At 70.1% G+C, this 26,091-nt stretch carries 26 protein-coding genes and 1 other RNA gene; 12 read left to right on the top strand and 15 right to left on the bottom strand.

The features are described 5' to 3' along the window. Window positions 1–27 precede the first annotated feature (27 nt). The gene (locus OG331_RS30195) at window positions 28–861 is read left to right on the top strand and encodes a ScbR family autoregulator-binding transcription factor (RefSeq protein ID WP_406201979.1); all 834 of its coding nucleotides are present in this window, start codon (window positions 28–30) and stop codon (window positions 859–861) included. 41 nt (window positions 862–902) lie between these two features. Here OG331_RS30195 and OG331_RS30190 read toward each other — a convergent pair whose 3' ends face one another. Together OG331_RS30190 and OG331_RS30185 are read right to left on the bottom strand one after the other, a co-directional pair. After that, window positions 903–1,577 (bottom strand): response regulator transcription factor, encoded by a 675-nt coding sequence (locus tag OG331_RS30190; protein ID WP_406201977.1) that lies wholly within the window; start codon window positions 1,575–1,577, stop codon window positions 903–905. Between the two features lie 64 nt (window positions 1,578–1,641). Continuing rightward, window positions 1,642–2,334 (bottom strand): antibiotic biosynthesis monooxygenase family protein, encoded by a 693-nt coding sequence (locus OG331_RS30185; RefSeq protein ID WP_406201975.1) that lies wholly within the window; start codon window positions 2,332–2,334, stop codon window positions 1,642–1,644. A 259-nt stretch (window positions 2,335–2,593) separates the two neighbouring features. Between OG331_RS30185 and OG331_RS30180 the strand changes: the two genes are divergently transcribed. Genes OG331_RS30180 through OG331_RS30170 form a run of 3 tightly spaced genes read left to right on the top strand, consistent with a single transcriptional unit; the run spans window position 2,594 to window position 4,909 of the window. Continuing rightward, complete coding sequence (locus OG331_RS30180) at window positions 2,594–3,037, top strand: nuclear transport factor 2 family protein (RefSeq protein WP_406201972.1); 444 nt, start codon at window positions 2,594–2,596, stop codon at window positions 3,035–3,037. Beyond that, on the top strand, window positions 3,034–4,344 hold the full coding sequence (locus OG331_RS30175) for a cation:proton antiporter (protein WP_406201969.1): 1,311 nt from the start codon (window positions 3,034–3,036) through the stop codon (window positions 4,342–4,344). The genes OG331_RS30180 and OG331_RS30175 overlap by 4 nt, the downstream gene beginning before the upstream one ends. A 13-nt stretch (window positions 4,345–4,357) precedes the next feature. Continuing rightward, window positions 4,358–4,909, top strand: a complete 552-nt coding sequence (locus tag OG331_RS30170) for a flavin reductase family protein (RefSeq protein WP_406201967.1) — start codon at window positions 4,358–4,360, stop codon at window positions 4,907–4,909. Between the two features lie 36 nt (window positions 4,910–4,945). On the opposite strand, the gene OG331_RS30165 is transcribed toward OG331_RS30170, so the two are convergent. Next, window positions 4,946–5,365 carry a winged helix-turn-helix transcriptional regulator gene (locus tag OG331_RS30165; protein ID WP_406201965.1) on the bottom strand — a complete coding sequence of 140 codons (420 nt, stop codon included), beginning with the start codon at window positions 5,363–5,365 and terminating at the stop codon, window positions 4,946–4,948. 161 nt (window positions 5,366–5,526) lie between these two features. Here OG331_RS30165 and OG331_RS30160 point away from each other — a divergent pair, with 161 nt between their 5' ends. The 5 genes from OG331_RS30160 (at window position 5,527) to OG331_RS30140 (ending at window position 12,558) form a co-directional block, all read left to right on the top strand. After that, window positions 5,527–7,014 carry an MFS transporter gene (locus tag OG331_RS30160; protein ID WP_406201962.1) on the top strand — a complete coding sequence of 496 codons (1,488 nt, stop codon included), beginning with the start codon at window positions 5,527–5,529 and terminating at the stop codon, window positions 7,012–7,014. 34 nt (window positions 7,015–7,048) lie between these two features. Further along, window positions 7,049–7,444 (top strand): pyridoxamine 5'-phosphate oxidase family protein, encoded by a 396-nt coding sequence (locus OG331_RS30155; protein WP_406201959.1) that lies wholly within the window; start codon window positions 7,049–7,051, stop codon window positions 7,442–7,444. Window positions 7,445–7,620: 176 nt separating this feature from the next. Beyond that, window positions 7,621–9,093, top strand: a complete 1,473-nt coding sequence (locus OG331_RS30150; RefSeq protein ID WP_406201957.1) for an FAD-dependent monooxygenase — start codon at window positions 7,621–7,623, stop codon at window positions 9,091–9,093. A 56-nt stretch (window positions 9,094–9,149) separates the two neighbouring features. After that, the gene (locus OG331_RS30145; RefSeq protein ID WP_406201955.1) at window positions 9,150–10,877 is read left to right on the top strand and encodes an NAD(P)/FAD-dependent oxidoreductase; all 1,728 of its coding nucleotides are present in this window, start codon (window positions 9,150–9,152) and stop codon (window positions 10,875–10,877) included. A 163-nt stretch (window positions 10,878–11,040) separates the two neighbouring features. After that, window positions 11,041–12,558: an FAD-binding oxidoreductase gene (locus OG331_RS30140; RefSeq protein WP_406201952.1), complete on the top strand. Its 1,518-nt coding sequence runs from the start codon at window positions 11,041–11,043 to the stop codon at window positions 12,556–12,558. A 77-nt stretch (window positions 12,559–12,635) separates the two neighbouring features. Here OG331_RS30140 and OG331_RS30135 read toward each other — a convergent pair whose 3' ends face one another. Next, on the bottom strand, window positions 12,636–13,217 hold the full coding sequence (locus OG331_RS30135) for a TIGR03086 family metal-binding protein (protein ID WP_363039900.1): 582 nt from the start codon (window positions 13,215–13,217) through the stop codon (window positions 12,636–12,638). Window positions 13,218–13,281: 64 nt separating this feature from the next. Here OG331_RS30135 and OG331_RS30130 point away from each other — a divergent pair, with 64 nt between their 5' ends. Both OG331_RS30130 and OG331_RS30125 read left to right on the top strand, forming a co-directional pair. Next, on the top strand, window positions 13,282–14,304 hold the full coding sequence (locus OG331_RS30130; RefSeq protein WP_406201949.1) for a helix-turn-helix transcriptional regulator: 1,023 nt from the start codon (window positions 13,282–13,284) through the stop codon (window positions 14,302–14,304). 44 nt (window positions 14,305–14,348) lie between these two features. Beyond that, window positions 14,349–15,194 (top strand): SDR family oxidoreductase, encoded by an 846-nt coding sequence (locus OG331_RS30125; RefSeq protein ID WP_406201946.1) that lies wholly within the window; start codon window positions 14,349–14,351, stop codon window positions 15,192–15,194. Window positions 15,195–15,301: 107 nt separating this feature from the next. Here OG331_RS30125 and OG331_RS30120 read toward each other — a convergent pair whose 3' ends face one another. The 8 genes from OG331_RS30120 to ftsE all read right to left on the bottom strand — a co-directional run bounded on the left by OG331_RS30120 (window position 15,302) and on the right by ftsE (window position 22,103). Continuing rightward, window positions 15,302–16,285, bottom strand: a complete 984-nt coding sequence (locus OG331_RS30120; protein ID WP_406201943.1) for an alpha/beta hydrolase family esterase — start codon at window positions 16,283–16,285, stop codon at window positions 15,302–15,304. Window positions 16,286–16,362: 77 nt separating this feature from the next. After that, complete coding sequence (locus OG331_RS30115; protein WP_406201940.1) at window positions 16,363–16,926, bottom strand: hypothetical protein; 564 nt, start codon at window positions 16,924–16,926, stop codon at window positions 16,363–16,365. Then, entirely contained in the window at window positions 16,923–17,933 is a 1,011-nt protein-coding gene (locus OG331_RS30110; protein WP_406201938.1) for a DUF4232 domain-containing protein, read from the bottom strand. The genes OG331_RS30115 and OG331_RS30110 overlap by 4 nt, the downstream gene beginning before the upstream one ends. 202 nt (window positions 17,934–18,135) lie before the next feature. Next, window positions 18,136–18,522: a transfer-messenger RNA gene (ssrA, locus tag OG331_RS30105) on the bottom strand. 95 nt (window positions 18,523–18,617) lie between these two features. Beyond that, window positions 18,618–19,166, bottom strand: coding sequence for an SsrA-binding protein SmpB (gene smpB, locus OG331_RS30100; RefSeq protein ID WP_406210371.1), 549 nt, complete (start codon window positions 19,164–19,166; stop codon window positions 18,618–18,620). Window positions 19,167–19,225: 59 nt separating this feature from the next. After that, window positions 19,226–20,392 carry a S41 family peptidase gene (locus tag OG331_RS30095; RefSeq protein WP_406201935.1) on the bottom strand — a complete coding sequence of 389 codons (1,167 nt, stop codon included), beginning with the start codon at window positions 20,390–20,392 and terminating at the stop codon, window positions 19,226–19,228. A gap of 67 nt (window positions 20,393–20,459) precedes the next feature. Next, window positions 20,460–21,377, bottom strand: coding sequence for a permease-like cell division protein FtsX (gene ftsX / locus OG331_RS30090; protein ID WP_328427281.1), 918 nt, complete (start codon window positions 21,375–21,377; stop codon window positions 20,460–20,462). Window positions 21,378–21,413: 36 nt separating this feature from the next. Next, window positions 21,414–22,103, bottom strand: a complete 690-nt coding sequence (gene ftsE / locus OG331_RS30085; RefSeq protein WP_328427280.1) for a cell division ATP-binding protein FtsE — start codon at window positions 22,101–22,103, stop codon at window positions 21,414–21,416. Window positions 22,104–22,360: 257 nt separating this feature from the next. On the opposite strand from ftsE, the gene OG331_RS30080 reads away from it, so the two are divergent. Continuing rightward, window positions 22,361–22,552: a hypothetical protein gene (locus tag OG331_RS30080; RefSeq protein WP_048586204.1), complete on the top strand. Its 192-nt coding sequence runs from the start codon at window positions 22,361–22,363 to the stop codon at window positions 22,550–22,552. A 115-nt stretch (window positions 22,553–22,667) separates the two neighbouring features. On the opposite strand, the gene OG331_RS30075 is transcribed toward OG331_RS30080, so the two are convergent. The 3 genes from OG331_RS30075 to OG331_RS30065 form a co-directional block, all read right to left on the bottom strand. Further along, entirely contained in the window at window positions 22,668–23,282 is a 615-nt protein-coding gene (locus OG331_RS30075; RefSeq protein WP_406201931.1) for a hypothetical protein, read from the bottom strand. 295 nt (window positions 23,283–23,577) lie between these two features. Beyond that, complete coding sequence (gene prfB, locus OG331_RS30070) at window positions 23,578–24,684, bottom strand: peptide chain release factor 2 (RefSeq protein ID WP_328881276.1); 1,107 nt, start codon at window positions 24,682–24,684, stop codon at window positions 23,578–23,580. A 92-nt stretch (window positions 24,685–24,776) separates the two neighbouring features. Next, a complete protein-coding gene (locus tag OG331_RS30065; RefSeq protein WP_406201928.1) occupies window positions 24,777–26,018 on the bottom strand; it encodes a serine/threonine-protein kinase in 1,242 nt (413 codons plus the stop codon). Window positions 26,019–26,091 lie beyond the last annotated feature (73 nt).

Below are 26,091 nucleotides of genomic sequence, written 5' to 3'. Positions count from 1 at the left end.
CTCTGACATAGAAACAGGCACGGACGCATGGCACGTCAAGCAAGAGCCATCCAGACCCGGAAGTCGATCCTGCTGGCGGCCGCCGAGGTGTTCGACGAGCGGGGGTACAGCACCGCCACCATCACGGAGATCATCGCGCGGGCCGGTGTCACCAAAGGGGCGCTGTACTTCCACTTCACCTCCAAGGAGGACCTGGCCCTCGGGGTGATAGCGGCGCAGCTGGAGCTCGGCCCGTTGCCTCCGCAGCGCACGAAGCTGCAGGAACTCACCGACCAGGGCCTGTTGTTCGCGCATCAGCTGCAGCACGACCCGCTGACCCGGGCCAGCGTCGGACTCGCCATGGACCAGTGGAGCGAGAGTGCGGAGAGCGCCGAGAGCGGCAATCCCTTTCACGGCAGACCGTTCCAGTCCTGGGCGGACCGCCTCACCGGACTGCTCGTCGAGGCGCGCGGACGCGGCGAGTTGCTGCCGCACGTGGACCCCGCGGAGACGGCGGAGCTGCTGTCCGGGTCCTTCACCGGTATCCAGTGGACGTCCCAAGTGCTGTGTCAGCGCAAGGACTTGACGCGCCGGGTGATCTCCATGTTCCGCCACCTCCTCCCGACCATCGCGATGCCGCAGATCCTCCCGACGCTGGAACTGACCCCCGACCGAGCCGTGTCGCTGCTCGAGTCGCGCGATGCGGCACTGGAGGGGGAGGACGCACCGGCCGACGAGGAGTACGACACCGCGGCCGAGGACGACGCAGCGGCCGAGGACGACCTCGCGTCGGAGGCCGGCCCGGCCTGGGAGTCCGACACCGCCCCCATCCGGGTACGGGAAGGGAGCGCTGCCCCGGAGGGGGAGGGCAGCGCTGCCTGATCGGCGGTCCGTAACGGCCCCCGGAGAACCTGCATCGCACATCACCGGAGCGGGGCGGAGGACGACGTTTCCTCCAAGCGGTAGCCGACGCCCCGGACCGTGGTGATCCAGCCCTCGCCCAGCTTGGCGCGCAGGGCGCTGACGTGGGTGTCCACCGTGCGGGTGGAGATGGCCCACTCGTCCGCCCAGACCCCGGCGATCAGGTCCCGGCGTGAGATCACCGTCTCCGGTGCCGAGGCGAGCAGCAGCAGGATGTCGAACTCCTTGCGGGTCAGCTCCAACGGCTGCTCGCCGAGCCACGCCTCACGCGTCCCGGGGTCCAGCCGCAGGGCCCCGCAGGACACGCCGGCCGGACCCCCGCCGGTGGCGACGCGCCGGGTCACCGCGTTCATCCGGGCGATCAGCTCCCGGAACCCGTACGGCTTCACCAGACAGTCGTCCGCACCCGACCGCAGGCTGAGCACCCGGTCCAGTTCGGTGTCCCGGCTGGTGAAGGCGATCAGCGGGGTGGTGCCCCTGGCCCGGATCTCGGCGCACACCTGCAGACCGTCGAGGTCGGGCAACTCCAGGTCGAGCAGGACGACTTCGGCCTGCTCCCAGGCCTGAAGGGCGGCCCGTCCGGTGCGGGCCCGCCGGACCTGATGGCCGTTGCGCACCAGGCGGCAGACCAGGGGCTCGGCGGTCCCGTCATCCGGATCGATCACAAGTACGCGCATGTGCACTCCACTCCGGGCCGCGTCCGGGCGGCGCCAGGCACCTCCCGGTCGGCGGCCCGGACCGTCACTCGCCCGCCGCCCGGGTGTGCACCACGCGGTAGGTGTTGGAGTCCCGCCAGATGGCCAGCGCGTCCAGCTTGGCCTCGATCTTCTGCCGCTCCGCCGACCGCTGCGCCGCGGGCTGCTCGCGGAAGGCGTCGTAGGCCTCCTTGCTGTCCCACTGCGCGTAGACGACGACCCACTTGCCCTCGATGCCACGGCCGCGCAGACCGCGCAGCACCGTGTGGCTGCGGTATCCCGGGACCTTCTGCAGCCAGTCCTGGGCCGCGCCGAGGGTGTCGACCAGGTCGTCCTGGTGCTTCTCGGCGACGCCGTACAGGTCGATGACCGTGTAGTCCTCGCGCTCCGGCCCGATCTCGGTGTCCCCGGCGCCCGGCTTCGACTGGGTGAACACCGCCTCGTTCTGGAGGAGCCGGATCGCGGTGGTGATCTCACCGAAGAGCGGCAGGGTGCGGTGCTTGAACTCCTCGCCGGCGTAGCGGGCCTCCAGGTCCTCGGTGGAGCGCCACTGGATGAAGTTGGCGGTGCCGAACTTGGTCTGCCCGCTGTGCACGGTGCTGGAGATCCAGCCGTCGTAGGCGGCGGCGTCGACGATCTCGCGCATCGCGGCGAGCAGGCTGTCCTGCTTCTCGGCGGAGTCGGTGGAGAACAGGTTGAGGACGGTCAGGTTCTTACCATCGGCTGCGATCTTCGGCATTCTCTTCTCTTCCGGTAGATCGGGTGATGAAAGGTTGACGAAAGAAGCAGAACTCAATTTCCGGCTCAGCGGATCAGCTCAGCGGATCAGTGCTTCCCGACCAGCATGACAAGTCCTCAACTCCTGCTGAAGGCCGCTGTGTTCAGGACTCCGCGCGGATTGTCAGGTCTTTTCCGTCAGCGTCAGATCTTCCGCAGCTACGTCAGGTCTTCGACAAGTGCCCTTGGGTGCCCATTGGCCACCGCGCGATGCTCGGGTAATGAATTCCGTCACGTCAGCAGCCGAAATCAGCACCTTGCTGGACCGATATCTATTGGGCCTCGACGAGGACAAACTCGACGACGCGTGGGCGCGCACGCTGTTCAGCGACGACGCCCGCGTCGAGTTCCCGATGAGTGTGCACGAGGGCATCGAGGGGCTGGCCGCCTGGCACCGGCAGGCACTCGACGCGTTCGCGCGTACCCAGCACCTCAACTCCCCGGCGGTGGTGGACCTCACCGGCGAGAAGCGGGCGGTGCTGCGCGCCAACCTGGTCTCCACCCACGTACACCACCCGGACGCGCCCGGCGATCCGCTGTTCGTCTCCGGCACCCTGGTGCACGGCGAGGCCCGGCACACCGGGCAAGGCTGGCGTCTGACGGAGCTGTCGTTCCAGCTGGTCTGGTCGACCGGCAGCCCGCCAAGGCCCAAGGGCTCCCGATGACCGCGCCGGCGGCGGGGGGCGGAGAGCAGCAGATCGCCACCATGCTGCTCGGCATCGGCGTGATCCTGCTGGTCGGCGCCGCGCTCGGTGCGCTCGCCCGGAAGCTGGGCCAGCCGAAGGTGCTCGGCGAGATCACCGCCGGCATCGTGCTCGGCCCGAGTCTGCTCGGCCTGTTCCCCGGCAATCTGACGGAGCGCCTGTTCCCGGACGATGTACGGCCGTTGCTTTCCGCGGTCTCCCAGGTCGGCCTGGTCCTGTTCATGTTCGTGGTCGGCTGGGAGTTCGAGAAGCGGCTGATCCGGCCGCACGCGCGTCTGGCGGCGGGCGTCTCGCTGTCGTCGATCGTGCTGGCCTTCGGGCTGGGCGTCGCCGCGGCGGTCGTGCTGTATCCGCACCACGACACGGTGGCCGGCAAGCACATCTCCTTCCTCGCGTTCGCCACCTTCATGGGCACCGCGATGTCCGTGACGGCGTTCCCGGTGCTGGCACGGATCCTCACCGAGAACAAGCTGATGGACACCCGGGTCGGCGCCCTGTCACTGGCCAGCGCCGCGATCGACGACGTCCTCGCCTGGTGTCTGCTGGCGTATGTGTCGGCGCTGGTCAGCTCGGACGGCGACTACGCGGGCCTGGCCCGGATCGGGGCGCTCAGCGTCGTCTATGTCGCGCTGATGTTCCTGGTGGTACGGCCGCTGGTGGCCCGGCTGGTGTGGCGTTGGGCGGCGACGGAGCGCTGGAGCGCGCTGCTCGCGGTGCTGTGCGCGGGCGTGTTCGCCTCGTCGTGGCTGACCTCGTGGATCGGCATCCACCAGATCTTCGGCGCGTTCCTGTTCGGCTTCGTCATGCCGCGCGAACCCAGGAGGGTGCTCGCGGCGAACCTGCGCCGTCCGCTGGACGACGTCAGCGTGGTGCTGCTGCCGGTGTTCTTCATCGTCACCGGACTCGGCGTCGACCTCGGCTCCCTGACCGCGACCGACTACCTGTCACTGGCCCTGGTCATCGCCGTGGCCTGCGCGGGCAAGCTGCTCGGCGCGATCGTCCCGGCCCGGCTGTCCGGCCTGTCCTGGCGTGAGTCCAAGGACCTGGGCGTGCTGATGAACACCCGTGGCCTGACCGAACTCATCATCCTCAACGCCGCCGTCAGCCTCGGAGTGCTCGACGGACGGATGTTCACCATGCTGGTGATCATGGCCCTCGTGACGACGGCGATGGCGGCCCCGCTGCTGTCCCGGCGCGAGCACCTCATGGCCGGCGTGACCGAAAAGGCTCGTACACCCGTCGCGGACGCGACCGCGCCGCGCACCTGACGAGGGGGCTCATGTGATACCCGTCCAACCGTTGTCCCAGCACAGCCGGCAGCTGCCGCAACCGCCGGTCGACGGCCGCGCGTTGCGCACGGTGTGCGGCAACTTCGCCACCGGCGTCACCGTCATCACCACCGGAGGTCCCGAGGACGGCGCCGCCACCACGGTGAACTCCTTCACGTCCGTCTCACTGGAGCCGCCGCTGGTGCTGTTCTGCCTGCACCGGCAGTCGCGTCTGCGTCCGGCCCTCCAGCGGTCCGGAGGCTTCGTGGTCAACTTTCTGACGCACAGTCAGGCAGGGCTGGCCTGGAAGTTCGCGGGCCGTGAGTCGGCACGCCTGGCGGAGGTCCCGCACCACCGCTCCACGAGCGGACTGCCGGTCCTCACCGAGGCGCTGGCTTTCCTGGAGTGCCGTCTCGCCGACGAGTACGACGGCGGCGACCACGCCATCCTGCTCGGCGAGGTCACCGCCCTGGGCACGTCGACGGAGGAGACCGACCCGCTGGTCTTCTACAAGGGCGCGATGCGCGCCCTCGGCACCGATGTCCCCGCGCCGGCCCGGGGTTAGCCGCCGTCCGGGGTCAGCAGCCGGTCCCGGCGCAGGTCAGCGCGACACAGCGGCCGGTTCGTCCGCCGCGTCGAACTCCCGCCTGGCCCGCTCCACCTTCTGGAGGTTCTCCCCGGACCACTCGGCGAGGTGGGCGAAGATCGGCGCCAGGCTGCGGCCCAGCTCGCTGATCTCGTACTCGACCCGGGGCGGCACCTCGGGGTAGTACGTCCGCACGACCAGGCCGTCGCGCTCCATCTGGCGCAGTCGCTGGGTGAGGACCTTCGGCGTGATGGTGCGGATGTTGCGCTGGAGCTCGACGAAACGCTGCCGGCCGAACTCGTGCAGCGTCCACAGGATCGGTGTCGTCCAGCGGCTGAAGACGATGTCGACCACCGGGGAGACCGGGCACGCCAGCTCCGAGTCGACCTGTCCGCCACGCGTGGTGGTGCTGCCCATGGCGCCAGTGCTGCCCATTCGGACCCTCCCAGGAAGTCACTTTCCTCTAGGTACCTACTTTACCCAGGATGCTAGCTTCCCGGAAGACGGTGAGCGGGCCCCCGCTCCCGGCCTCGCGCCATGTCATTCCCGCACTTCCCGTCCCTACGGAACTCTCCGTCACATCTCCTAGGAGCGACATGTCGACCCAAGAGTCGCTGCGTCCCCACCCCACCGACGAATCGGCCCCGCCGCACCGCCCGGGACTCATCCTGGCGTTCCTCTGCCTGGCCGGCTTCATGACCTTCCTCGATGTGTCCATCGTCAACGTGGCCCTGCCGACCATCGAGGACGAACTGCACATCTCCCAGACGTCGCTGCAGTACATCGTCACCACGTACGGCATGCTGCTCGGCGGCTTCCTCCTGCTGACCGGCCGGCTGGCGGACGCCTTCGGCCGTCGCCGGATGCTGCAGACCGGCCTGATCCTCTTCGCCCTGTCCTCCCTGCTCGCCGGGTTCGGGCAGAGCGCGGCCATGCTGATCGTGGCGCGCGGCGCCCAGGGCCTCGGCGCCGCGTTCATCGCGACCGCCGCGCTGTCCCTGCTGGCCAACAACTTCGCGGAGGGCGCCGAGCGCAACAAGGCACTCGGTGCGTGGGGCGCGCTCAGCGGTATCGCCGCCGTCGCCGGTGTCACCCTGGGCGGTCTGCTCACCGACGGTCCGGGCTGGCGCTGGATCTTCTTCATCAACGTGCCGATCGGCCTGGTCTGCGCCCTGATCGCCCCGAGGATCGTCGGCGAGAGCCGCGCCGCGGAACGCCGCAGCTCCTTCGACATCGCCGGTGCCGTGACGCTGACCGCCGGTCTCGTGCTGCTCATCTTCAGCCTCGGCCAGACCATCGACGACTCGGACGTCCCGATGGCCCGCGTCTACGGCGGCTTCGCCCTCTCCGCGGTCCTGCTCATCACGTTCCTGCTGATCGAGCGCCGCGCCGAGGCACCGCTGATCCCGCTCGGCGTCTTCAAGCGCAAGTCGCTGCGGGCCTCCAACATCGTCGCCGTCCTGCTGCTCGGCACCTGCGTGACGCTGTTCTTCTTCGCCAGCCTGTTCATGCAGCAGGTCCTCAACTGGTCCGCCCTGAAGACCGGTCTGGCCTACGTCCCGCTCGCCGTGATCGTCGCGGTCGGCGCCGGTATCGCCTCCCAGCTGGTGACGAAGGTCGCCGCCAAGCCGGTGCTGATGGCCGGCCTGACACTGACCAGCGTCGGCATGTTCCTGCTGTGGCGGGCCCCCTCCGACGCCTCCTACGTCGTGGACCTGCTGCCCGCGTTCCTGATCTCCGGCCTCGGCCTCGGCCTGTCCTTCGTGCCGGTGCAGGTCGCCGCGTTCACCGGCACCCAGGAGGACGAGTCCGGTCTGTCCGCGGGGCTCATCAACACCGCGCAGGAGGTCGGCGGTGCCCTCGGCCTCGCCGTGGCCGCCACCTACGCCTTCCGCCAGGTCGAGCAGCTGACCGAGTGGGCGGACGGGGTGCCCGCGCGGGTGACCCAGGCGCGCACCGAGGTCTTCCACGACGCGTTCCTCGCGGGCGCCTGCTTCGCCGTGGCCGGCCTGCTCCTCACGCTGCTCCTGCTGCCCTTCACCAAGGCGTCGGACCAGCCGGCCGCCGCTCCCGCCGAAGCCTGAGATCGGAAACCCCGCCATAGATCGGAAAGCCACCATGCCGACGTCACCACGGTTGTCCTCCGCGGCCGAGGACTTCCTCGCCGAGAACCATCTGTGCACCTTCACCACGCTGCGCCCCGACGGCTCGCCCCATGTGACGCCCGTGCGGTTCACCTGGGACGGCGAGGAGGGCCTGGCGCGGGTCATGACCGCGGTGACACGGCGCAAGGCCAGGAACGTACTGACCACGCCGGCCGGCCGGGCCTCCCTCTGCCAGACGGTGGGGCCCCGCTGGATCACCCTGGAGGGCACCGCCACCGTCCACGACGACCCGTTACGGGTCCAGGAGGGCATCCGGCGGTACGCCAAGCGGTACTGGACGCCGCCGCCGGAGCCGCCGGGCCTGGTCGTGATCGAGATCCAGGTCGACCGGGTGCTGGGCCTGCTCTGAGCCGGGTCCGAACCGGCCGAGGGCGTCGGAACTTCCTTCCGGCGCCCTCGCGCATTTCCACCGCCTGACGCAGCTGCAGAATCTCTGACGAAACTTGTCAGAGACCTGTACTTGCGGCCATTCAGCTTCCCCAACTCCCCCGGAATACTGGAGAAAAATCCACTGGGAGAGGAAACATGGATAATTTTCATGCCGACGTGATTGTTGCCGGGGCCGGCCCTTCCGGACTCATGCTCGCCGGTGAACTCCGCCTGGCCGGACGGTCGGTGGTCGTACTCGACCGCCTGGCGGAACCGATGCAGCAGTCCCGGGCGCTCGGGTTTTCCGCCCGCACCATCGAGGAGTTCGGTCAGCGCGGACTTCTCGAGAAATTCGGTCAACTCGAGACGATACCCTTCGGGCATTTCGGTGGACTGCCCATCGACTATCGCATCGTCGAGGGCGGCAATTTCGGCGTCCGTGGTGTTCCGCAGTCGCGGACCGAGGCCATTCTGCTCGAGTGGGCGACCGGCCTCGGCGCCGAGATCCGCCGCGGGCACGAGGTCGTCGGCATGACCCAGGACGAGGAGGGCGTCGTCGTCGAGGTCGGCACCGCCGACGGCGTCGAGACGCTGCGCGCGGCCTACCTGGTCGGCTGTGACGGCGCCCGCTCCACCGTGCGCAAGCTGGCCGGCATCGACTTCCCCGGCACCAGCGCCACCATCGAGATGCTGATGGCCGACGTCGCCACCAACGAGCTGCGCATCCGCCCGACCGGCGAGGTCGGCGAGTCCGGCATGGTCGTGGTGCTCCCCCTCGGCCCCCAGGCCACCCGCGTCGTCGTCTTCGAGCGCGGCGCCGGCGTCCGCCCGACCCAGGACGCGCCCACCTTCCCCGAGGTCGCCGCCGCCTTCCAGCGCGTCACCGGCGAGGACATCACCGGCCACAAGCCGCTGTGGACCAGCTACTTCACCGACGGCAGCCGTCAGGCCTCCGAGTACCGCAAGGGCCGGGTCCTGCTCGCGGGCGACGCCGCCCACATCCATCTGCCCATCGGCGCCCAGGGCATCAGCGCCGGCGTCGGCGACGTGGTGAACCTCGGCTGGAAGCTGGCGGCCGAGCTCGACGGGCACGCCCCCGAGGGCCTGCTGGACACCTACCACACCGAGCGCCACCCGGTCGGCGCCCGCATCGTCGCCAACACCCTCGTGCAGCGCTCCCTGTACCTCGGCGGCCCCGAGATGGAGCCGCTGCGCCGCCTCTTCGGCGAGCTGGTCGGCATCGAGGCGGTCCGTCGCCATCTGGTCGGCCTGGTCACCGGCCTGGACATCGGCTACGACATGGGCGAGGGCGGCCACCCGCTGCTCGGCCGCCGGCTGCCCGACCAGGACCTGCTGGTCGGCGACGAGAAGAGCAGCACGTACGAACTGCTCACCCGCGGCCGTCCGCTGCTGCTGAACCTGCGCGGCGGGGACGCCCTCACCGAGGCCGCCGCCGGCTGGGCCGACCGCGTCGACGTGGTCGCCGCCTCCCGCCCCGACCCCGCAGCCCCGGCCGCCGACCTGCTGGTCCGCCCCGACGGCTACATCGCCTGGGTCGGCATCGACGGCTCCACCGACGGCCTCGCGACCGCTCTGGAGCGCTGGTTCGGCTCACCCACAGGTAACTGACCGCCCATCCGACCGGCGCCGACGCGCCGACGGTTCGTCAGAAGAGGAGTTCCGAGTTGACCGGCAAGGCCGAGACACAGATGCCCACCAAGGCCGACACGCAGAAGACGGCGTCGAAGGCCGGCGAGTGGACCGAGTGCGACGTGATCATCCTGGGCGCCGGGATCGGCGGCTCGATCACCGGCGCGATCCTGGCCCGGCAGGGCGCGAAGGTGGTGCTCGTCGACGCCGGGCAGCACCCGCGGTTCGCGGTCGGTGAGTCGCAGAACCCGCAGCTCGTTGAGTGGCTGCACATCCTCGCCGTGCGCTACGACGTTCCCGAGATCAAGCACCTGCTCGACATCAAGGCGGTCACCAAGTACATCGGCGCCCACCACGGCAGGAAGCAGAGCTTCGGATTCGTACGCCACGTCCCGGACCGGGAGCCGGACCCGCGCGAGGCGACGATGTTCGTCATCCCGAAGATGCTGACCGAGGCGTCGCACATGTTCCGCCAGGACACCGACACCTACTACTTCAACGTCGCCGCCAAGTACGGCTGCACCCTGCGGCAGAACTGGCGCGCCACCGACCTGGACTTCGACGACGACGGTGTCACCGTCACCGGCCAGAGCGGCGAGGTGTTCCGCGCGAAGTACCTCATCGACGCCAGCGGCTTCCGCTCCCCGCTCGCCCAGAAGTTCGATCTGCGCGAGAAGCCCGCGCGGATCAAGCACCACGCGCGCTCGATGTTCACGCACTACGTCGGCATCAAGCCGTACGACGACGTGTGCAACTACCCCGACGCGCTGCGCCCGCCGGCCGAGTCCCCGTTCCACGGCGGCACCCTGCACCACCTGATCGAACGCGGCTGGTTCTGGATCATCCCGTTCGACAACCACAAGGACTCGCGCAACCCCATGTGCAGCGTCGGCCTGACCTTCGACGAGCGGCTCTACCCGCAGCCCAAGGACAAGACGCCGGACGAGGAGTTCAACCACTACCTCGACATGTACCCGGCCGTGAAGCGCCAGTTCGACGGCGCGCGGCGGGTGCGGGAGTGGATCTCCACGCCGGACCGCATCCAGTACTCGTCCCGGCAGACCGTCGGCGACCGCTGGTGCCTGATGTCGCACGCGGCCGGCTTCGTCGACCCGCTGTACTCGCGCGGCCTGTCCAACACGTTCGAGGTCGTGGACGCGCTGTGCTACCGCGTGCTCGACGCACTGCGCGACGACGACTTCTCCGCGAAGCGGTTCGAGTACGTCGAGCAACTGGAGCAGGGGCTGCTCAAGTACAACGACATGATCGTCGACAGCTCCTACATCGCGTTCTCCCACTTCCGGCTCTGGAACGCGGTGTTCCGGGTGTGGGCCTGCTTCACGACGCCCGCCACCATGCGGCAGATCCAGGCCCGCCAGGAGTTCACCCTGGACGGCGACGACCGGCACTTCCGGGAGATGGAGAACTCCCCCTACCCGGGCCTGTGGTGGCCGGACAGCCACGCCTTCAAGCACCTCCTCGACGTCACCCACGAGACCTGTGTGCGCTACGAGAACGGCGAGATCGACGGCGACAAGGCGGCCGACATCGTCTTCCAGGCCATCAACGACTGCGAGTCGGTCAACACGCCCTTCGGCTGGAAGGACGGCGAGGACCACCGCTTCTACCGGGCCACCACCCCCACGATGATCAAGTTCATGTGGTGGGCGAGCACCAACGGCCCCAAGGAGATGCGCGACCTCGGCCGCGCGATGCTCAAGGGCGTCGCCAAGTCCGCCGTACGCGGCAAGAAGGTCTCCTGACCTCCTGACCACCGCCGCACCGCACCCCCTGAGACCGGCCCGCACAGGGCGTGGTGCCACCCCCACGCGCAGCCCTGTGCGGGCCCCCGGGCCCCGGCCCCTGGCCCCGGCGCCCTCACCGAAACCTCCGTCCACCACACCCGCATCGACACTGGGACACCGTGTGATCAGTCGTAGAACCCTGCTCGGCGCCGGCTCGGCCGCAGCCGGCATCGCCCTCGTGCCCGCCATCCCCGTCGCCGCCGAGGGCTCGGGGACTCCCTGGAGCCAGCTCGCCGGCAGGCTCTCGGGCCGGCTCGTGCTGCCCACCGACCCCTACTACTCCGTCGCCCGCCAGCTGGAGCTCGGCCAGTTCGACGCCGTCAACCCGCAGGCGGTGGCCTACTGCGCGAGCGCGGCGGACGTCTCGGTCTGCGTGCGCTTCGCCCAGGACAACGGCGTCCGTACGGCGGTCCGCAGCGGCGGCCACAACTACGGCGGCTGGTCCACGACGCCGGGCCTGATCATCGACGTGTCGAGACTCAACGCCGTGACGGTGAAGAGCCCCACGTCGGTGGAGATCGGCCCGGGCGCGCAGAACGTCAACATCCTGAACGCGCTGGCCCCGCACCACCTGGTGGTCAGCGAGGGCGGCTGCCCGACCGTGTGCGCGGGCGGCTTCCTCCAGGGCGGCGGCTTCGGCTTCCTGACCCGGCCGACGGGCATGGCCAGCGACGCGGTGACCGCCGCCCAGGTGGTGCTCGCCGACGGCCGCGTGGTGACCACATCGGCGAAGCAGTACCCGGACCTGTTCTGGGCGATCCGCGGCGGCGGTGGCGGCAACTTCGGCATCGTCACCCGGTTCACGGTCACCCCGCACAGCGGCGACCAGATGGCGATCAGCAACCTGATCTTCCCGTACGACCGGATGGCCGACGTCCTCGACGGCGTGGCCCGGTGGCTGGTGGACGCCCCGCACACCATCGGCGGCGGCGCCTACGTCGTGCAGCCCGACGCGGCGCCCGGCTCGGTGCCGCAGGCCAACGTCTTCCTCGCCTCCCGCGGCACGCCGACCGAACTGGCCGGTGAGGCGGCCCGGTTGACCGCCCTGACCGGCGCCCCCGTGCAGCGCCAGGACGGCGTCATGACGTACCAGCAGCTCATGATGATGATCTTCGGCTGCGCCACCCTCACCGAGGCCCAGTGCCAGCGCTCCGAGAAGACCCCGCAGGGCACGCTGTCCCGGCCGGCGTACGGCCTGGAGCGCACCCGGATGGGCACCGAGCCGTACTCGGCGAGCGGCTGGGCGGACGTGATGACGGCATTCGACGCGAACCGCAGGGCGGGGCAGGCGCGTTACCTGGACTTCCACTTCTTCGGGGGCGCCGCGAACGACATCGCGCGCACCGCCACCGCGTACGTGCACCGCGATTCGCTCTTCTCGGTCAACTACCGGGTCCTGGTCAACGACCCGGCCCAGGTAACCGACGAGGCCAAGGCGGTGGCGAACGCCTGGGCCAACCACGGCTTCGCGACGATCGACCCGCTGTCGAACGGCGAGACCTACCAGAACTGGATGGACCCGTCGCTGAAGGACTGGAAGGCGTCGTACTACGCGGAGAACTACTCCCGGCTGACCCGGATCAAGTCCAAGTACGACCCGTACCGGTTCTTCCGCTTCCCGCAGTCCATAGGTGCCTGACCGTCACGTCCCGACACCCACGAACGGCCGCCGGACAACGGGGTCCGGCGGCCTCGCGGGGCAAGTGCGGTACCGACTCAGGGCTTGCGGCCGTACCAGCCGACGAGGCGGTCGATGGCGGGGGCGTCCTCCGGGACGTCCACAACGGGGCCGAACGGCACCTGGCCGCCACGCGGTTCGCGGGGCACGGCGCGCTGCATGGCGGCGAGCGGTGCGGCCAGGACCTCGTCGTCCCAGGCGGGGCTCTGGCCGGTCGCCTTGGCCAGGTCCCAGGTGTGCAGCACGAACTCGTTGGTGTAGATGACCGCGGCGGCGGCGCCGGGGACGGGCCCCCAGGGCAGCCCGATCTCCCGGCCCAGAACCGCCGGGTCCGTCCAGACGGACCGCAGCTCCTTCGTCCCGGCGGCCCAGGCCTCGGCCCAGGCGCCGTCGGCGACGTCCTCGGCGAAGTGCGGAACGCTGAAGAACTGTCCGCCGGCGCCGATCACGGCGACCCGGCGGAGTACGGAGACAAGGTGATTGGACAGTTGGCGCACCGAGTAGTCCGGACACGGCGTGGTGCGGTCGTAGTCCTCGGGCCGCACCGAGGCGAGCACGTCACCGGCCAGGTCGACGGCCTTCAGCAGTCCGTTGCGGGGGTCGCTCATGGAGTTCGTCATGTCATCGAGTCTTCCGGCCAAACAGGCCACCCTCCGGCCACTTTCCAGGAAAGGCTGATCACTGATGCGAGCTGACCGATTGGTGGCGGCTCTGCTCTTCCTCCAGGCGCGCGGCCGGGTGACCGCCGCGGAACTCGCCGCCGAGCTGGAGATCTCCGAACGCACCGCGCGGCGCGACCTGGAGGCCCTGATCGCCTCCGGCGTCCCCGTGTACGCGCAGCGCGGCCGGGGCGGCGGATGGCGGCTGGTCGGCGGAGCACGCACGGATCTGACCGGGCTCACCTCGCCGGAGGTCCAGGCACTGTTCCTGGCCGCGGGCTCCTCGGCGGCCTCCCCCGAACTGCGCTCGGCGCTGCGGAAGTTGCTGCGCGCGGTGCCGGAACCGCTGCGGCCGCACGCCGAGGCGGCGTCCCGGGCGCGGATCGTCGACGATCAGGACTGGTCGCGCACCGCCGTGATGGCGAGCGGCCCGCACCATACGGCCCTGGAGCGCGCGGTGCTGGACGGCGTACGGGTCCGGCTCGGCTACGCCCGCCCAGGCGGCGTACCGCACGAGCGCACCGTGGACCCGCTCGGGCTGGTCCTCAAGGCGGGCCACTGGTACCTGGTGGCCGGTACGCCGGACGGGCTGCGCTCCTTCCGGCTGGGCCGGGTGACCTCGGCGGATCCGACCGACGAGCCGGTCCGCCGTCCCGCCGACTTCGATCTGACGGCCGCCTGGCGGACGTTGGTCACCCAGCTGGAGGACCGCCTCCTCGCCGCGACCGTGACGGCGCGGGCCGATCAGGACGCCCTGCCCGTGCTCCAGCGGCTGCTCGGCGGGCGGCTGAGCATCGGCCGGTTGCTGGAGGACGGCAGACGGGAGATCGAGGCCGCCGGGCCGTCGGTGGAGGTGCTGGCCGCGCAGCTGGCGGGTCTGGGGGCCCGGGTCGAGGTGGTGGGCCCGCCCCAGGCACGCGAACACCTGGCCCGCCTGGGCCGCGACCTGACGGCGCGCTATGGGGCGCTCCAGGAGGCGGCGACACATAGTCACTTTCCTCTAGGTACCTACTATACGGAGGATGCTAACGTCGCAGACATCGCGTGAATCCGCCCCAACTCCACCCTCTTTACACACCTTTGGGAGTTCTCATGTTCGCTATCACCGGAGCCTCCGGAAACGTCGGCCGCCCGCTCGTCGAGACCCTCGCCGCCGCCGGCGAGAAGGTGACGGCCGTGTCCCGCAATCCCCTCTCCTACGACCTTCCGGAGGGAGCGCGGCATGTCCGCGCCGACCTCGCCGATCCCGCCACGCTGGGTCCCGCCCTGGACGGCGCCGAGGCCCTGTTCATCCTGCTCGCCGGTGAGCTGCTCGGCGGCGGCGCGCCCGCCGTCGACGTGCTGGCGGCGGCCAAGGAGGCCGGCGTGCGGCGCGTGGTGCTGCTCTCCTCGCAGATCAACGGCACCCGCCCGGACGCCCTCTCGCACGGCCGGTTGCGGGAGTTCGAGGAGGCCGTACGCGGCTCCGGCCTGGACTGGACGATTCTGCGCCCGGGTGGCTTCGCCTCCAACGCCTACGCCTGGATCGAGAGCGTCCGCACGCAGCGCGCGGTGATCGCCCCGTTCGCCGACGTGGCGCTGCCGGTCGTGGACCCGGCGGACATCTCCGAGGTCGCCGCGGTGGTCCTGCGCGGGAAGGGCCACGCCGGCCGGACGTACGAGCTGACCGGCCCGGCCGCCGTCACCCCGCGCGAGCAGGCGGCGGCGCTGGCCGAGGCGATCGGCGAGCAGGTCGGCTTCGTGGAGCTGACCCGTGAGCAGGCGCGGGAGCACATGGCGCAGTTCATGCCCGAGCCGGTGATCGACGGGACGCTCGACATCCTCGGCGAGCCCCTCCCCGCCGAGCAGCGGGTCAGCCCCGACACCGAGAAGATCCTCGGCCGCCCGGCCGGCTCCTTCGCGGGCTGGGCACAGCGCAACGTCCACGCCTTCAAGTGACGCCGACGCCCGGCGCCGCGGAGTAACGCACCCCGCGGCCCCCTCAGCACCGCCCCGGACCCGGAATCCCCCGTACGGGTCCGGGGCGGGCCATTCGGCCTCCAGCGTCATCCCAGTCCCCAGGCCCGCCCCATCCGGTACGCGGCGCACAGGTTCACGTCGAGGACGTACGCCCCGGCCGTCCCGCACTGCTCGCTCCCGCTCCCCGGGTCGACGGGCTGCCCGTGCCCCATCCCGGTGACGCTGTACGTCTCCACGACCGCACGCCCGCCCGCGTCCCGGAAGACCTGATGCGGATACCCGGCCACGGTGTCACTGACGTCGGCGACCTGATCGCCCCCGTGCACATCGGTCCACTGCTTCACCAGGTCGGTCATGTTGACGGGCTTCACGGTGTAGTCGGCCGTGCCCTGGAAGGCGACGAGGGCCGGCCAGGGCCCGGTGTACCCCGGCCGGGCGGCCCGCACCCGGTCGCCCCACTGCTTCGGGGTCTGCGTCGCCCCGACGTACATGCACACATACGGTGACCCGGCCGCCTGCGCACACCCGTACGGCAGCCCGGCGACGATCCCGCCCGCCGCGAACTTCTCCGGGTACGCCGCCATCATCACGGCGGTCATCCCGCCCCCGGCGGACAGCCCGGTGGCATACACGCGCGACGCGTCCGCGGAGGTGTCGGCGAGCTGCCGGTCGACCATCTGGGCGACGGACGCGGCCTCGCCCTGGCCGCGCGCGATGTCCCCGCTCTGGAACCAGTTGAAGCAGGACGAGGCGTTGTTGGCGCTCTGCTGCTGCGGCAGCACGACGGAGAAGCCCCAGCGGTCGGCCAGCTGGAGCCATCCGCTGCCGGTGCCGTATCCGGAGGCGTTCTGCGTGCACCCGTGCAGCGCGACGACCACGGGCCGTCCGGCGGGCAGCCCGTCGGGGACGTACCGGAACATGCGCAGCGCACCGGGGTTGGACCCGAACCCGGTGACCTCCTGGAGGGAGGCGGCCTCGGCTCGGCCCGGCGTGAGGAAGGCGGCGATCAGGGCGACGAGAAGGCTCGCGCAGACGGCGATTCGACGACTTGCGGCTCTGGTCTGTGTCATGCGGAGGGACCGTAGAAGCATGAACGACCCGTCGATATGGAGCGGGACACCACAACGGACGCCTCAGCCATGGTGGTTCATCGGGCGAGCGACCGCTCCGTACGGAACTGCCGCACGAGCTTCTGCGGATCCCGCGCGACCTCCCGCAGCCCGACCGCGAGCAGCAGCAGGCTGCTGACGAAGCAGACCCAGAACACGAACTGGGCGCCCGCCGCGAGGTTGTGCGTCCCGCCGTCCTCGTAGAGGCAGTACGCCTGCGGGGGAAACGCCTTGGACACACCGACGCCGCCGTAGCGCATGGAGCACGGGTCCTCGCCGGGGTCCTTGACCGTGTCATCCGCCGTGACGACCAGCAGCCAGGCCGCCGCGGCGACCGGAATCGTGACGAACGCCGTCGCCCTCGCCCAGGCCGGAAGGCGGGGATGGCCGACGAGTCCGTTCAGTGCGAGCAGCACGACGGCATACACGGCGACGACGGTGACGGCGACGGCGAGCCGCCCGAACACCTCGTCCAGGAGCCAGGCCACTCCGGCCACCGGAGGCGCGGTGAGAACAAGGACCTTGACGCCGGGCGCGATGCGCGGGTGGACGAGCAGGCCCAGCGCGAGGGCCCCCGCCAGGACGGCGAGAAGGCCGGTCACCGGTACGTCTCGTCCTTCTTCCACGGCCCCACGCCGAGCTTCCCGGTCGTCCCGAGGTCCAGTTCCGGCATCACCGTCACGGGGTCGGCACCCTGCTTGGCCCGCACCCGGACGTACGGCGCGTTGACCGGGTCACCGACGCCGGCCTCGGTGGTGTTCCGCCAGGCCAACGTCGACTGAGCGGCCTCACCCGGCCGCAGGGTCACGCGTTGCGGGCGGCCGGTGCCACCGGTGCCGGTGCTGATCCGATCGGTGCCCTGGAGGATCCGTACGCCGTCGACGATGTCGTGGTCCGCGTCGAGGACTTCGAGCCGCGGGTAGCCGTTGAGCTCGTAGGTCCGGGTGCCGCAGTTGACGAGATGCAGCCCGACGACGCGCAGCCCCATGGCGGCGTCCCCCCGGTCGGCGTAGACGTGCACCCCGGACGCGGGGCACGCCCCCGAGGCGGACGATGCCTCGCCGACGGGAACGCTGCGCACCTTGAGCACTTCCGCACCCGTCACCTCGGGTGCGTGCCCGGCCGTCTTCGTCATCGCGACGGCCGCCTTGACGGTCCGGCCCGGCGCGACCGACGCGACGGTCTGATCGACGTTGTCGACGGCGCCTCCGGACGCCGAAAGGAAGCTGATGGTCACCGTGTAAGTGGCCGCCTGCGTCCCCTGGTTGGTGACCTCGAACTCGGCGGAGAAGTCGGCGTCACAGCCGCTGTCCTGCCCCCAGGCGTACAGGCCGGTCACCTTGACCCCGTCCTCGCCCGGACCGTCGGTCGAGGAGGGCAGGGGCAGCGGCGTCGGCGTACCGGAGGGGGTGACGGCCGGTTCGACGGACGGCGGCGGGCTGCCGTACTGCACGAAGTCCGACGGGCACAGCGACGCGGCGCTGACCGGGGCCCCGGCGCCGCGAGCCCTCGTCGCGCCGTCGCCCTGGGAGGCACTCTGGGAACCGCACGCGGCCAGCAGCAGAACACCGGCGAGGGCAGCGGGGACGGTGCGCGAGGCGGTAGGCATCCGCCCACCTCACCAGGGGCCGCGCCCACGGTCTGTGGCGGAACCCACACCTCCGGTCACAGGGGTGTCACAGATCACTCCAGCCCCGCAAGGCCCGGCGCGAGAGTCCGGACAGGAGAGTCCCGGCATGACAAAGGCCCCGCTGCCCGGAGGCGGCGGGGCCTTTGCCCACATGGGTTAGGAAGGCTCGGAAACCTTCCGATCGTGGAGATGGCGGGAATCGAACCCGCGTCCAACGGTGCAGAATCAGGGCTTCTCCGTGTGCAGTTCGCTGCGATTTTCTCGGCCCCGGCGATCACGCGAACAAGTCGCCGACGGGCCCAGTCACTGTTTGGTTTCCCATCGAACCCCGTGACCGGGCTCGATGGTTTAGTCCCCTAGATTATGCCAGGGTCCGGGTCGGGAACATCCCCGGGCTGACACCCGTAAGGGCCTTCACTCACTGCTTATTAGGCAGCGAGGGCGAAGGCGCGGGAATCGCTCTTGGAATTGGCGATTATTGGTTGCGACATATGGTTAACGAGATCATTGCCGCTTCCTCGACACGCTTCCCCTGCTTCAACAGCCGCTGTCGAAACCGATCATCCCCATGTTGTTTTTTCAATGCTCCCGGAGGAGCGCGCACCCTCTGTGAGGTGCAGAACCCATCGTACGTGACCAACGCACGACGGTGCCAGCCTATTCCTACTGGGCCCGCTGCTTCCGCTTCGCCGCCGCGATCGCCCGGTCCGACTCCCGCCGGTCCTGCTTCTCCCGCAGGGTCTGGCGCTTGTCGTACTCCTTCTTGCCTCGCGCCAGCGCGATCTCCGCCTTCGCGCGGCCGTCCTTGAAGTACAGGGCGAGGGGCACGATCGTGTGACCCGTCTCCTGGGACTTCGCCTCCAGCTTGTCGATCTCCTCGCGGTGCAGCAGCAGCTTGCGCTTGCGGCGCGCGGAGTGGTTGGTCCAGCTGCCCTGGTGATACTCGGGGATGTGGGCGTTGTGCAGCCACGCCTCACCGCGGTCGATCTGGACGAAGCCGTCGGTCAGCGAGGTCCGACCCTCACGCAGCGACTTGACCTCGGTGCCCATGAGGACCAGTCCGGCCTCGAAGGTGTCGACGATCGCGTAGTCGTGCCGGGCCTTCTTGTTCTGGGCGACGATCTTGCGCTTGCCGCCCTTCTCGCCGTCTCGGGCCTTGCCGGCGGCCGCCCCGCCGCCCTGCTTGGGCTGGGACTCCTTGGGTACGTACATTCCCTTGCTCATAGTGCTGTCCATTTTCGCACTACGGAGGGGGTGTGCGGAAAGCCGATTTACGAGTCGCCGAGGCCGCTGAGGACCGTCTCGGCCCGCTCGAGGACCTGTTGGTCGGCCTCCAGGTCGGGGGTGATGCCGCGGCCGTCGACGGTTCGCCCGGAGGGGGTGCGGTAGTGCCCGACGGTCAGCTCGGCGACGGAGCCGTCGGGGAGGCGGCTCGGCATCTGGACCGAGCCCTTGCCGAAGGTGCGGGTGCCCACGACGACCGCGCGGCCGCGGTCCTGCAGGGCGCCGGTGAGCAGCTCGGCCGCGCTCATCGTGCCGCCGTCGACGACCGCGACGAGGGGTCTGGCGGTGTCGCCGTCGGGTTCGGCGTGCAGGGCGCGCTGGTCGCCGTCGACGTCGTAGGTGGCGACGAGGCCGCCGTCGAGGAAGGCGGAGGCGGCGGTGACGGCCTCGGTGACCAGGCCGCCGGAGTTGCCCCGCAGGTCGAGGACGACACCGGAGGCGGCCGGGGCCCGGCGGACGGCCTCGCGGACCGCGGCGCCGGAGCCCTTGGTGAAGGAGGCGATCCTGATGACGGTGACGCCGTCGGCGAGCTCCCGGACGGTGACGGAGTCGGTGGACAGCCGGGCCCGGCGCAGCGTGAGGTCCCACGCGTGCGTGCCGCGCTCCAGCCCCACCTCCACGGCCGTACCGGCGTCCGCGTCGGTCGCGTCGCCCCGCAGTAACGAGACGACCTCGGTGACCGGACGCCCGTCGACCTTCCTGCCGTCGATGCTGCGCACCAGGTCGCCCGAGCGGATCCCGGCGACGGCGGCGGGTGACCCCGCCCGCACCTTGGTCACCTCGATACTGCCGTCGCGCTCTCGGCGCGCCCACAGCCCGACGCCGGTGTACGCGCCGTCGAGGGCCTCCTCGAACTCCTCGTACTCGCCCTGGGAGTAGACGGCGCCCCAGCGGTCCCCGCTGCGGCTGACCGCGCGCTCGGCGGCCTCCATGGGGGACTTGCCCGCGGCCATGGCCTCGGCGGCCGCCTCGGCGACATCCACGCGCCGGCCCGCCGGAGCGGCCGAACCGGCGGCGTCGGCGGGGGTTTTCCGGTCAGGGCCGGGCAGCGAGCCGGTCGCGGCACCGGCGACGAGCACGCTCGCGAAGACCAATGTCAGGGCGGCCCCGCGGCCGAAGCGGCGGGGCTGACAGAACAGGTCACGACCTGACATGCCGGTGAGTCTAGGACAACGCGAGGGGCCGTACGGTCCGTTGACCGGACGGCCCGCTTGGCGTTGGTCACACCTTCAGATACTTGCGCAACGCGAAGAACGCCGCCAACGCGGGCATCAGCAGGCTCGTCGCGAGGATGAGCGGCAGCTTCGTCAACACCGCGTCCCAGCCGATGAAGTTGATCAGCGTCAGCTTCTCCGACAGGGCCAGGCCGTGGTCGATGATGAAGTACCGCGCCATCACCAGGAAGGCACAGGCGACCGACCCGCCGATGAGCCCGGCGACCGCGGCCTCCATGATGAACGGCGCCTGGATGTAGAAGCCGGAGGCGCCGACCAGCCGCATGATGCCGGTCTCACGCCGCCGGCTGAACGCGGACACCCGCACGGTGTTGACGATCAGCATGAGCGCGACCACGAGCATCAGGGCCATCACGGCCCGCGCGGCCCAGTTCATGCCGTTCAGCAGCCCGAAGAGGTTGTCCAGAATGCCCTTCTGGTCCTGCACCGACTGCACACCGTCGCGCCCGTCGAAGGCGGTCGCGATGACCTGGTACTTCTCCGGGTCCTTCAGCTTGATCCGGTACGACTCCTGCATCTGGTCCGGCGTGAGCGAGGCGGCCAGCGGGGAGTCGCCGAACTGCTCCTTGTAGTGCTTGTACGCCTGGTCCTGCGACTCGTAGACGACCTTCTCGACGACCGTCATCTTGTCCAGGTCGGCGAGGATCTCCTTCTTCTGGTCGTCGGTCACCGCGCCCTTGGCGCAGTTGGGATCGGACTCGGCGTCGCTCTTGTTGCAGAGGAACACCGAGACGTTGACCTTGTCGTACCAGTAGCCCTTCATGGTGCTGACCTGGTCGCTCATCAGGAGCGACCCGCCGAACAGGGCGAGCGACAGGGCGACGGAGACGATGACGGCGAAGGTCATCGTCAGATTGCGGCGGAGACCGACACCGATCTCGGAGAGTACGAACTGGGCGCGCATGGCGTCTTCTTCAGGCCTTTCCGTGGACGGTCGCGGTCAGTGCTGGTAGCCGTAGACGCCGCGCGCCTGGTCGCGGACGAGGCGGCCCTGCTCCAGCTCGATGACGCGCTTGCGCATCTGGTCCACGATGTTCTGGTCGTGCGTCGCCATCACCACGGTGGTGCCCGTCCGGTTGATCCGGTCGAGCAGCTTCATGATGCCGACGGAGGTCTGGGGGTCGAGGTTGCCGGTGGGCTCGTCGGCGATCAGCAGCTTGGGCCGGTTGACGAAGGCCCTGGCGATCGCCACGCGCTGCTGCTCACCACCGGAGAGCTCACCGGGCATCCGGTCCTCCTTGCCGCCCAGCCCGACGAGGTCGAGCACCTGCGGCACGGACTTGCGGATCTCGCCTCGCGACTTGCCGATGACCTCCTGCGCGAAGGCCACGTTCTCGGCGACCGTCTTGTTCGGCAGCAGCCGGAAGTCCTGGAACACGGTCCCCAGCTGGCGGCGCATCTGCGGCACCTTCCAGTTGGACAGGCGCGCGAGGTCCTTGCCCAGGACGTGCACCTGCCCGTGGGTGCACCGCTCCTCGCGGAGGATCAGCCGCAGGAAGGTGGACTTTCCGGAGCCGGAGGACCCGACGAGGAACACGAACTCGCCCTTCTCCACTTCCAGGGACACATCCCTGAGTGCGGGGCGGGTCTGCTTGGGGTAGACCTTGGAGACGTTGTCGAGTCGGATCACGGATGCACCATGGGTCGCCGGGGGTAGATGAGCGTGACCATACGCGAACCAGGGGTAGGGGCGCAGGCACCGGGAGGGGTTGCGTGAGGCTTGTGCATTTTGTGCCGGGTTGAGTGACGCCCTCAGGGGCGATGGCAATCCCCCTCCTCCAAGAGCGCCCGCGCCCTTTCCCGGGGAACCTGGCATTGTGGAGGGGGGAACGTTCTCGGGGCCAAACCCGTTGAACCCCCCGAGGGAACTCGCTAGGAGGGTGGCGCATGACGTACGACCGGCTGGTGTGCGCGAACTGTGCCGCGCCCGTGAGTGAGGGCCGCTGCCCCGTCTGCCGGGCGAACCGTGAGCGGCTGCAGCAGGAGAACCCGTTCGCGGGTCTGAACCCGATGACGCTGATCGCCCTGCTGGCGGTGCTGATCGCGGCTGTGGCACTGCTGGCGCACCAGACGGCATAGGGCGACGCCCGCACCGCGTACCGACATACGGACATGACGAGGGGCCCGGAGCGAATGCGCTCCGGGCCCCTCGGCCGTACGGCGTGAATCACGCAGCGTGGACGACCGGCTACCGTCAGGCAGCCGCACCGCCACGGCCGCCCACGAGGCGCGGCAGGAGGCGGAAGCCGATACCGCCGGCGATCATCGTGGCGGCGCCGACCAGCAGGAACGTGGTCTGAGCGGCACCGGTCTCGGCGAGCTCCTCACCGTTGCCCTGGGCGGACGTGTTGGCGCCGGTGCCCGTGCTGTCGGTGTTGGTCTCCGTCAGGGAGGAGGAACCCTCTTCCTGGGGGGACGTGCCACCGTCGGGGTCGGTGTTGTTGTTACCGCCGCCGTTGTTGCCGTTGCCGTTCCCATTGCCGTTGCCGTTCCCGTTGCCCGGGTCGGTCGGCTCGGTGGTCGGGTCCTCGGTGGGCTCCTCCGGCTCGGTCGGCTCGTCCGTCGGGTCCGTCGGAACCGTGGGCTCCTCGGTCGGGATGTCCGTCGGGATGTCGGTGGGGACATCGGTCGGCGGGTCGGTCGGCGTGGGCGGCTCCGTCGGGTCCTCGTCGGAGCACAGGATGCCGAGCAGGCAGTCGTCGTCCGACGGGGCGGCAGATGCGGCACCCGCAGCGGTCAGCGAGGCACCGGCCGCGATCACCGTGCCGGCCGCGAGGCGCGCGATACGGATCCGCGTCTTCTTCGTCATGTGGTTGCTACCCCCAGTAGCTGAATCGTCAGAGAGGCGGGCGCTCGGGGGCCGTGATCGACGGAGGACGTCGCTTAACTCGAATCCCCCGGTTCACATGCGCCCCAGAGATACGCATGCCACGCTTTACCCTTCCCATTTTTCAAAGACACGTCAAGGCCGTTTGCTGGCGCCATGTCCAAATACGGGAGCTATGCATGGGGTTGGAGACTGTGAGTGTGATGTAAAACCCAGACATGCAGGCACAGAAAAGGCAACTGCCGCCGGAGTGGCGGCAGTTGCCTTGTCGACAAAGTTACTTCTCCTGCTGCTTGCGCCAGCGAATCCCGGCCTCCAGGAACCCGTCGAGCTCACCGTTGAACACGGCTTCGGGGTTGCCGACTTCGAACTCGGTGCGCAGGTCCTTGACCATTTGGTACGGGTGCAGCACGTACGACCGCATCTGGTTGCCCCAGGAGTTGCCGCCGTCGCCCTTCAGGGCGTCCATCTTGGCCTGCTCCTCCTGACGGCGCCGCTCGAGCAGCTTGGCCTGGAGGACGTTCATCGCGGTCGCCTTGTTCTGGATCTGCGACCGCTCGTTCTGGCAGGAGACGACGATGCCGGTGGGGATGTGGGTGAGGCGCACCGCGGAGTCGGTGGTGTTGACGCCCTGGCCGCCGGGCCCGGACGACCGGTACACGTCCACGCGCAGCTCGGACTCGTCGATCTCGACGTGGTCGGTCTGCTCGACCACGGGAAGGATCTCGACGCCCGCGAAGGAGGTCTGGCGGCGCCCCTGGTTGTCGAAGGGGGAGATGCGCACGAGCCGGTGGGTGCCCTGCTCGACCGAGAGCGTGCCGTAGGCGTACGGCACCTGCACGGCGAAGGTGGTCGACTTGATGCCGGCCTCTTCGGCGTACGACGTCTCGTAGATCTCGGTCTTGTAGCCCTTCTGCTCCGCCCAGCGCAGGTACATCCGCTGCAGCTTCTCGGCGAAGTCGGCGGCGTCGACGCCGCCCGCCTCGGCACGGATGTTGACGAGCGCCTCCCGGGAGTCGTACTCGCCGCTGAGGAGCGTCCGCACCTCCATCTCGTCCAGCGCCTTGCGGACGGCGGTGAGCTCGGACTCGGCCTCGGCACGGGTGTCCGGGTCGTCCTCCTCCTCGGCCATCTCGAACAGCACGGCGAGATCGTCGATCCGGCCACGCAGGGCTTCGGCCTTCCGCACCTCGGCCTGGAGGTGGGACAGCTTGCTGGTGATCTTCTGCGCCTCGTCCGGGTTGTCCCACAGGGACGGCGCGGCCGCCTGCTCCTCGAGCACGGCGATGTCTGCCCTCAGCTTGTCGAGGTCCAGAACGGCCTCGATCGACTCCATGGTCGAGGAGAGGGACTTGAGCTCTTCGGATACATCGACGACTGCCACGCCTCCAGCGTAACGGCTCCGCCAAGCGGGCCATGCCGGGTGACCGTGCCCGACGGCGCGCCCCTGACGTACCTGGGGGCTCGGCGACGAAACTACGGGGTCGCCGGCGCCGTGTTGTTCGTGTCCTGGGGTGTGGCCCCGGCGTCGTCCTCCGACGTCGCCAGCCACGCGCCCACGCCGGCCGCCGCGACCAGCGCCACCGCGGCCGCCCCCACCGCCACCCGGCGCCGCCGCGTCACGGCGCGGTGGCGGGCGGAGCCGGGGCGCGGGGCGCCCGCTGCCCGAGGCACCCGCGCCGTACCGCGCGCACCCCCGGCCAGTTCGTCGGGCCCCGGCACTCTCATCGACGTATGCGTGTCCCGGTTGGAGTCCGCCGGCTTGGCGCCCGGCACCAACGGGACCGCGCCCCGCCGCCGCACCCGCTCCCCCGCAGGCGCCGCCTCCTCGGTGACCGGAGCCTCGTCCTCCGCAGGCTCCGAGTCCGGCTCGTCCACGTCCAGCGGCGGCATCCCGGCCACCAACGGCAGCAGCTCCCGCAGCCGCACCCCCAGCTCCGACCCCCGCAGCCGCGAGGCCGGTGCCTTCGCCAGGCACTGGACGATCATTTGCCAGAGCTCGTCGGGGATGCCGGGGAGCGGCGCCACCGCCTCCGTGACGTGACGGCGGAGCACCGCGCCCGGGTGGCCGCCGCCGAAGGGGGTGAAGCCCGCGAGAAGCTCGTACAGGACGGTCGCCAGCGCGTAGATGTCGACCGCGGCCCGCGGTGGCAGCCCCTCCACGATCTCCGGGGCCAGGTAGTCGGGCGTACCGATGATCTTCGTGGCCCGGGTGCGGCGCGGCGAGTCGATGAGTTTCGCCACTCCGAAGTCGGTCAGCAGAGCGGGATGGGACCCACCGGGCCCCAGTGGCCCCTGCATGTCCAGCAGGACGTTCTCCGGCTTGACGTCCCGGTGCACGACCCCGGCCGCATGCGCCGCCGCCAGTCCGTCGGCGACGTCCGCGACGATCGCCACGGCCGCCTCGGGCGCGAGTCGCCGCTCGCGGTCGAGCCGGGTGCGCAGGTCCGTGCCCCGGACCAGGTCCATGACCAGCGCGAGGTCGTTGCCGTCGACCACGAGGTCGCGCACGGAGACGACGTTCGGATGCTCCAGGCCGAGCAGGGCCGTGCGCTCCTGAACGAAGCGTCCGACGAGTTCCTGGTCGGACGCGAGGTCCTCGCGCAGCAGCTTGATGGCGACGGGCCCCTCGGGCCCCTCGCCCAGCCACACCGTGCCGGCGCTGCCCCGCCCCAGGATCTGGTTGGCGGTGTACCGGCTGCCGATCTTCCGTGCCAAGGCTGCTCCTACAGACGCGTGTGTCGCTAAAACTACGCGTCCGAGGAGCCAACCTTCACCGCCGCGGCGGAAA

Origin of the sequence: Streptomyces sp. NBC_01017, assembly GCF_045162795.1 — a bacterium.
Taxonomy (GTDB): Bacteria; Actinomycetota; Actinomycetes; order Streptomycetales; family Streptomycetaceae; genus Streptomyces; species Streptomyces machairae.
This window is presented reverse-complemented; position numbering and strand designations above follow the sequence as displayed.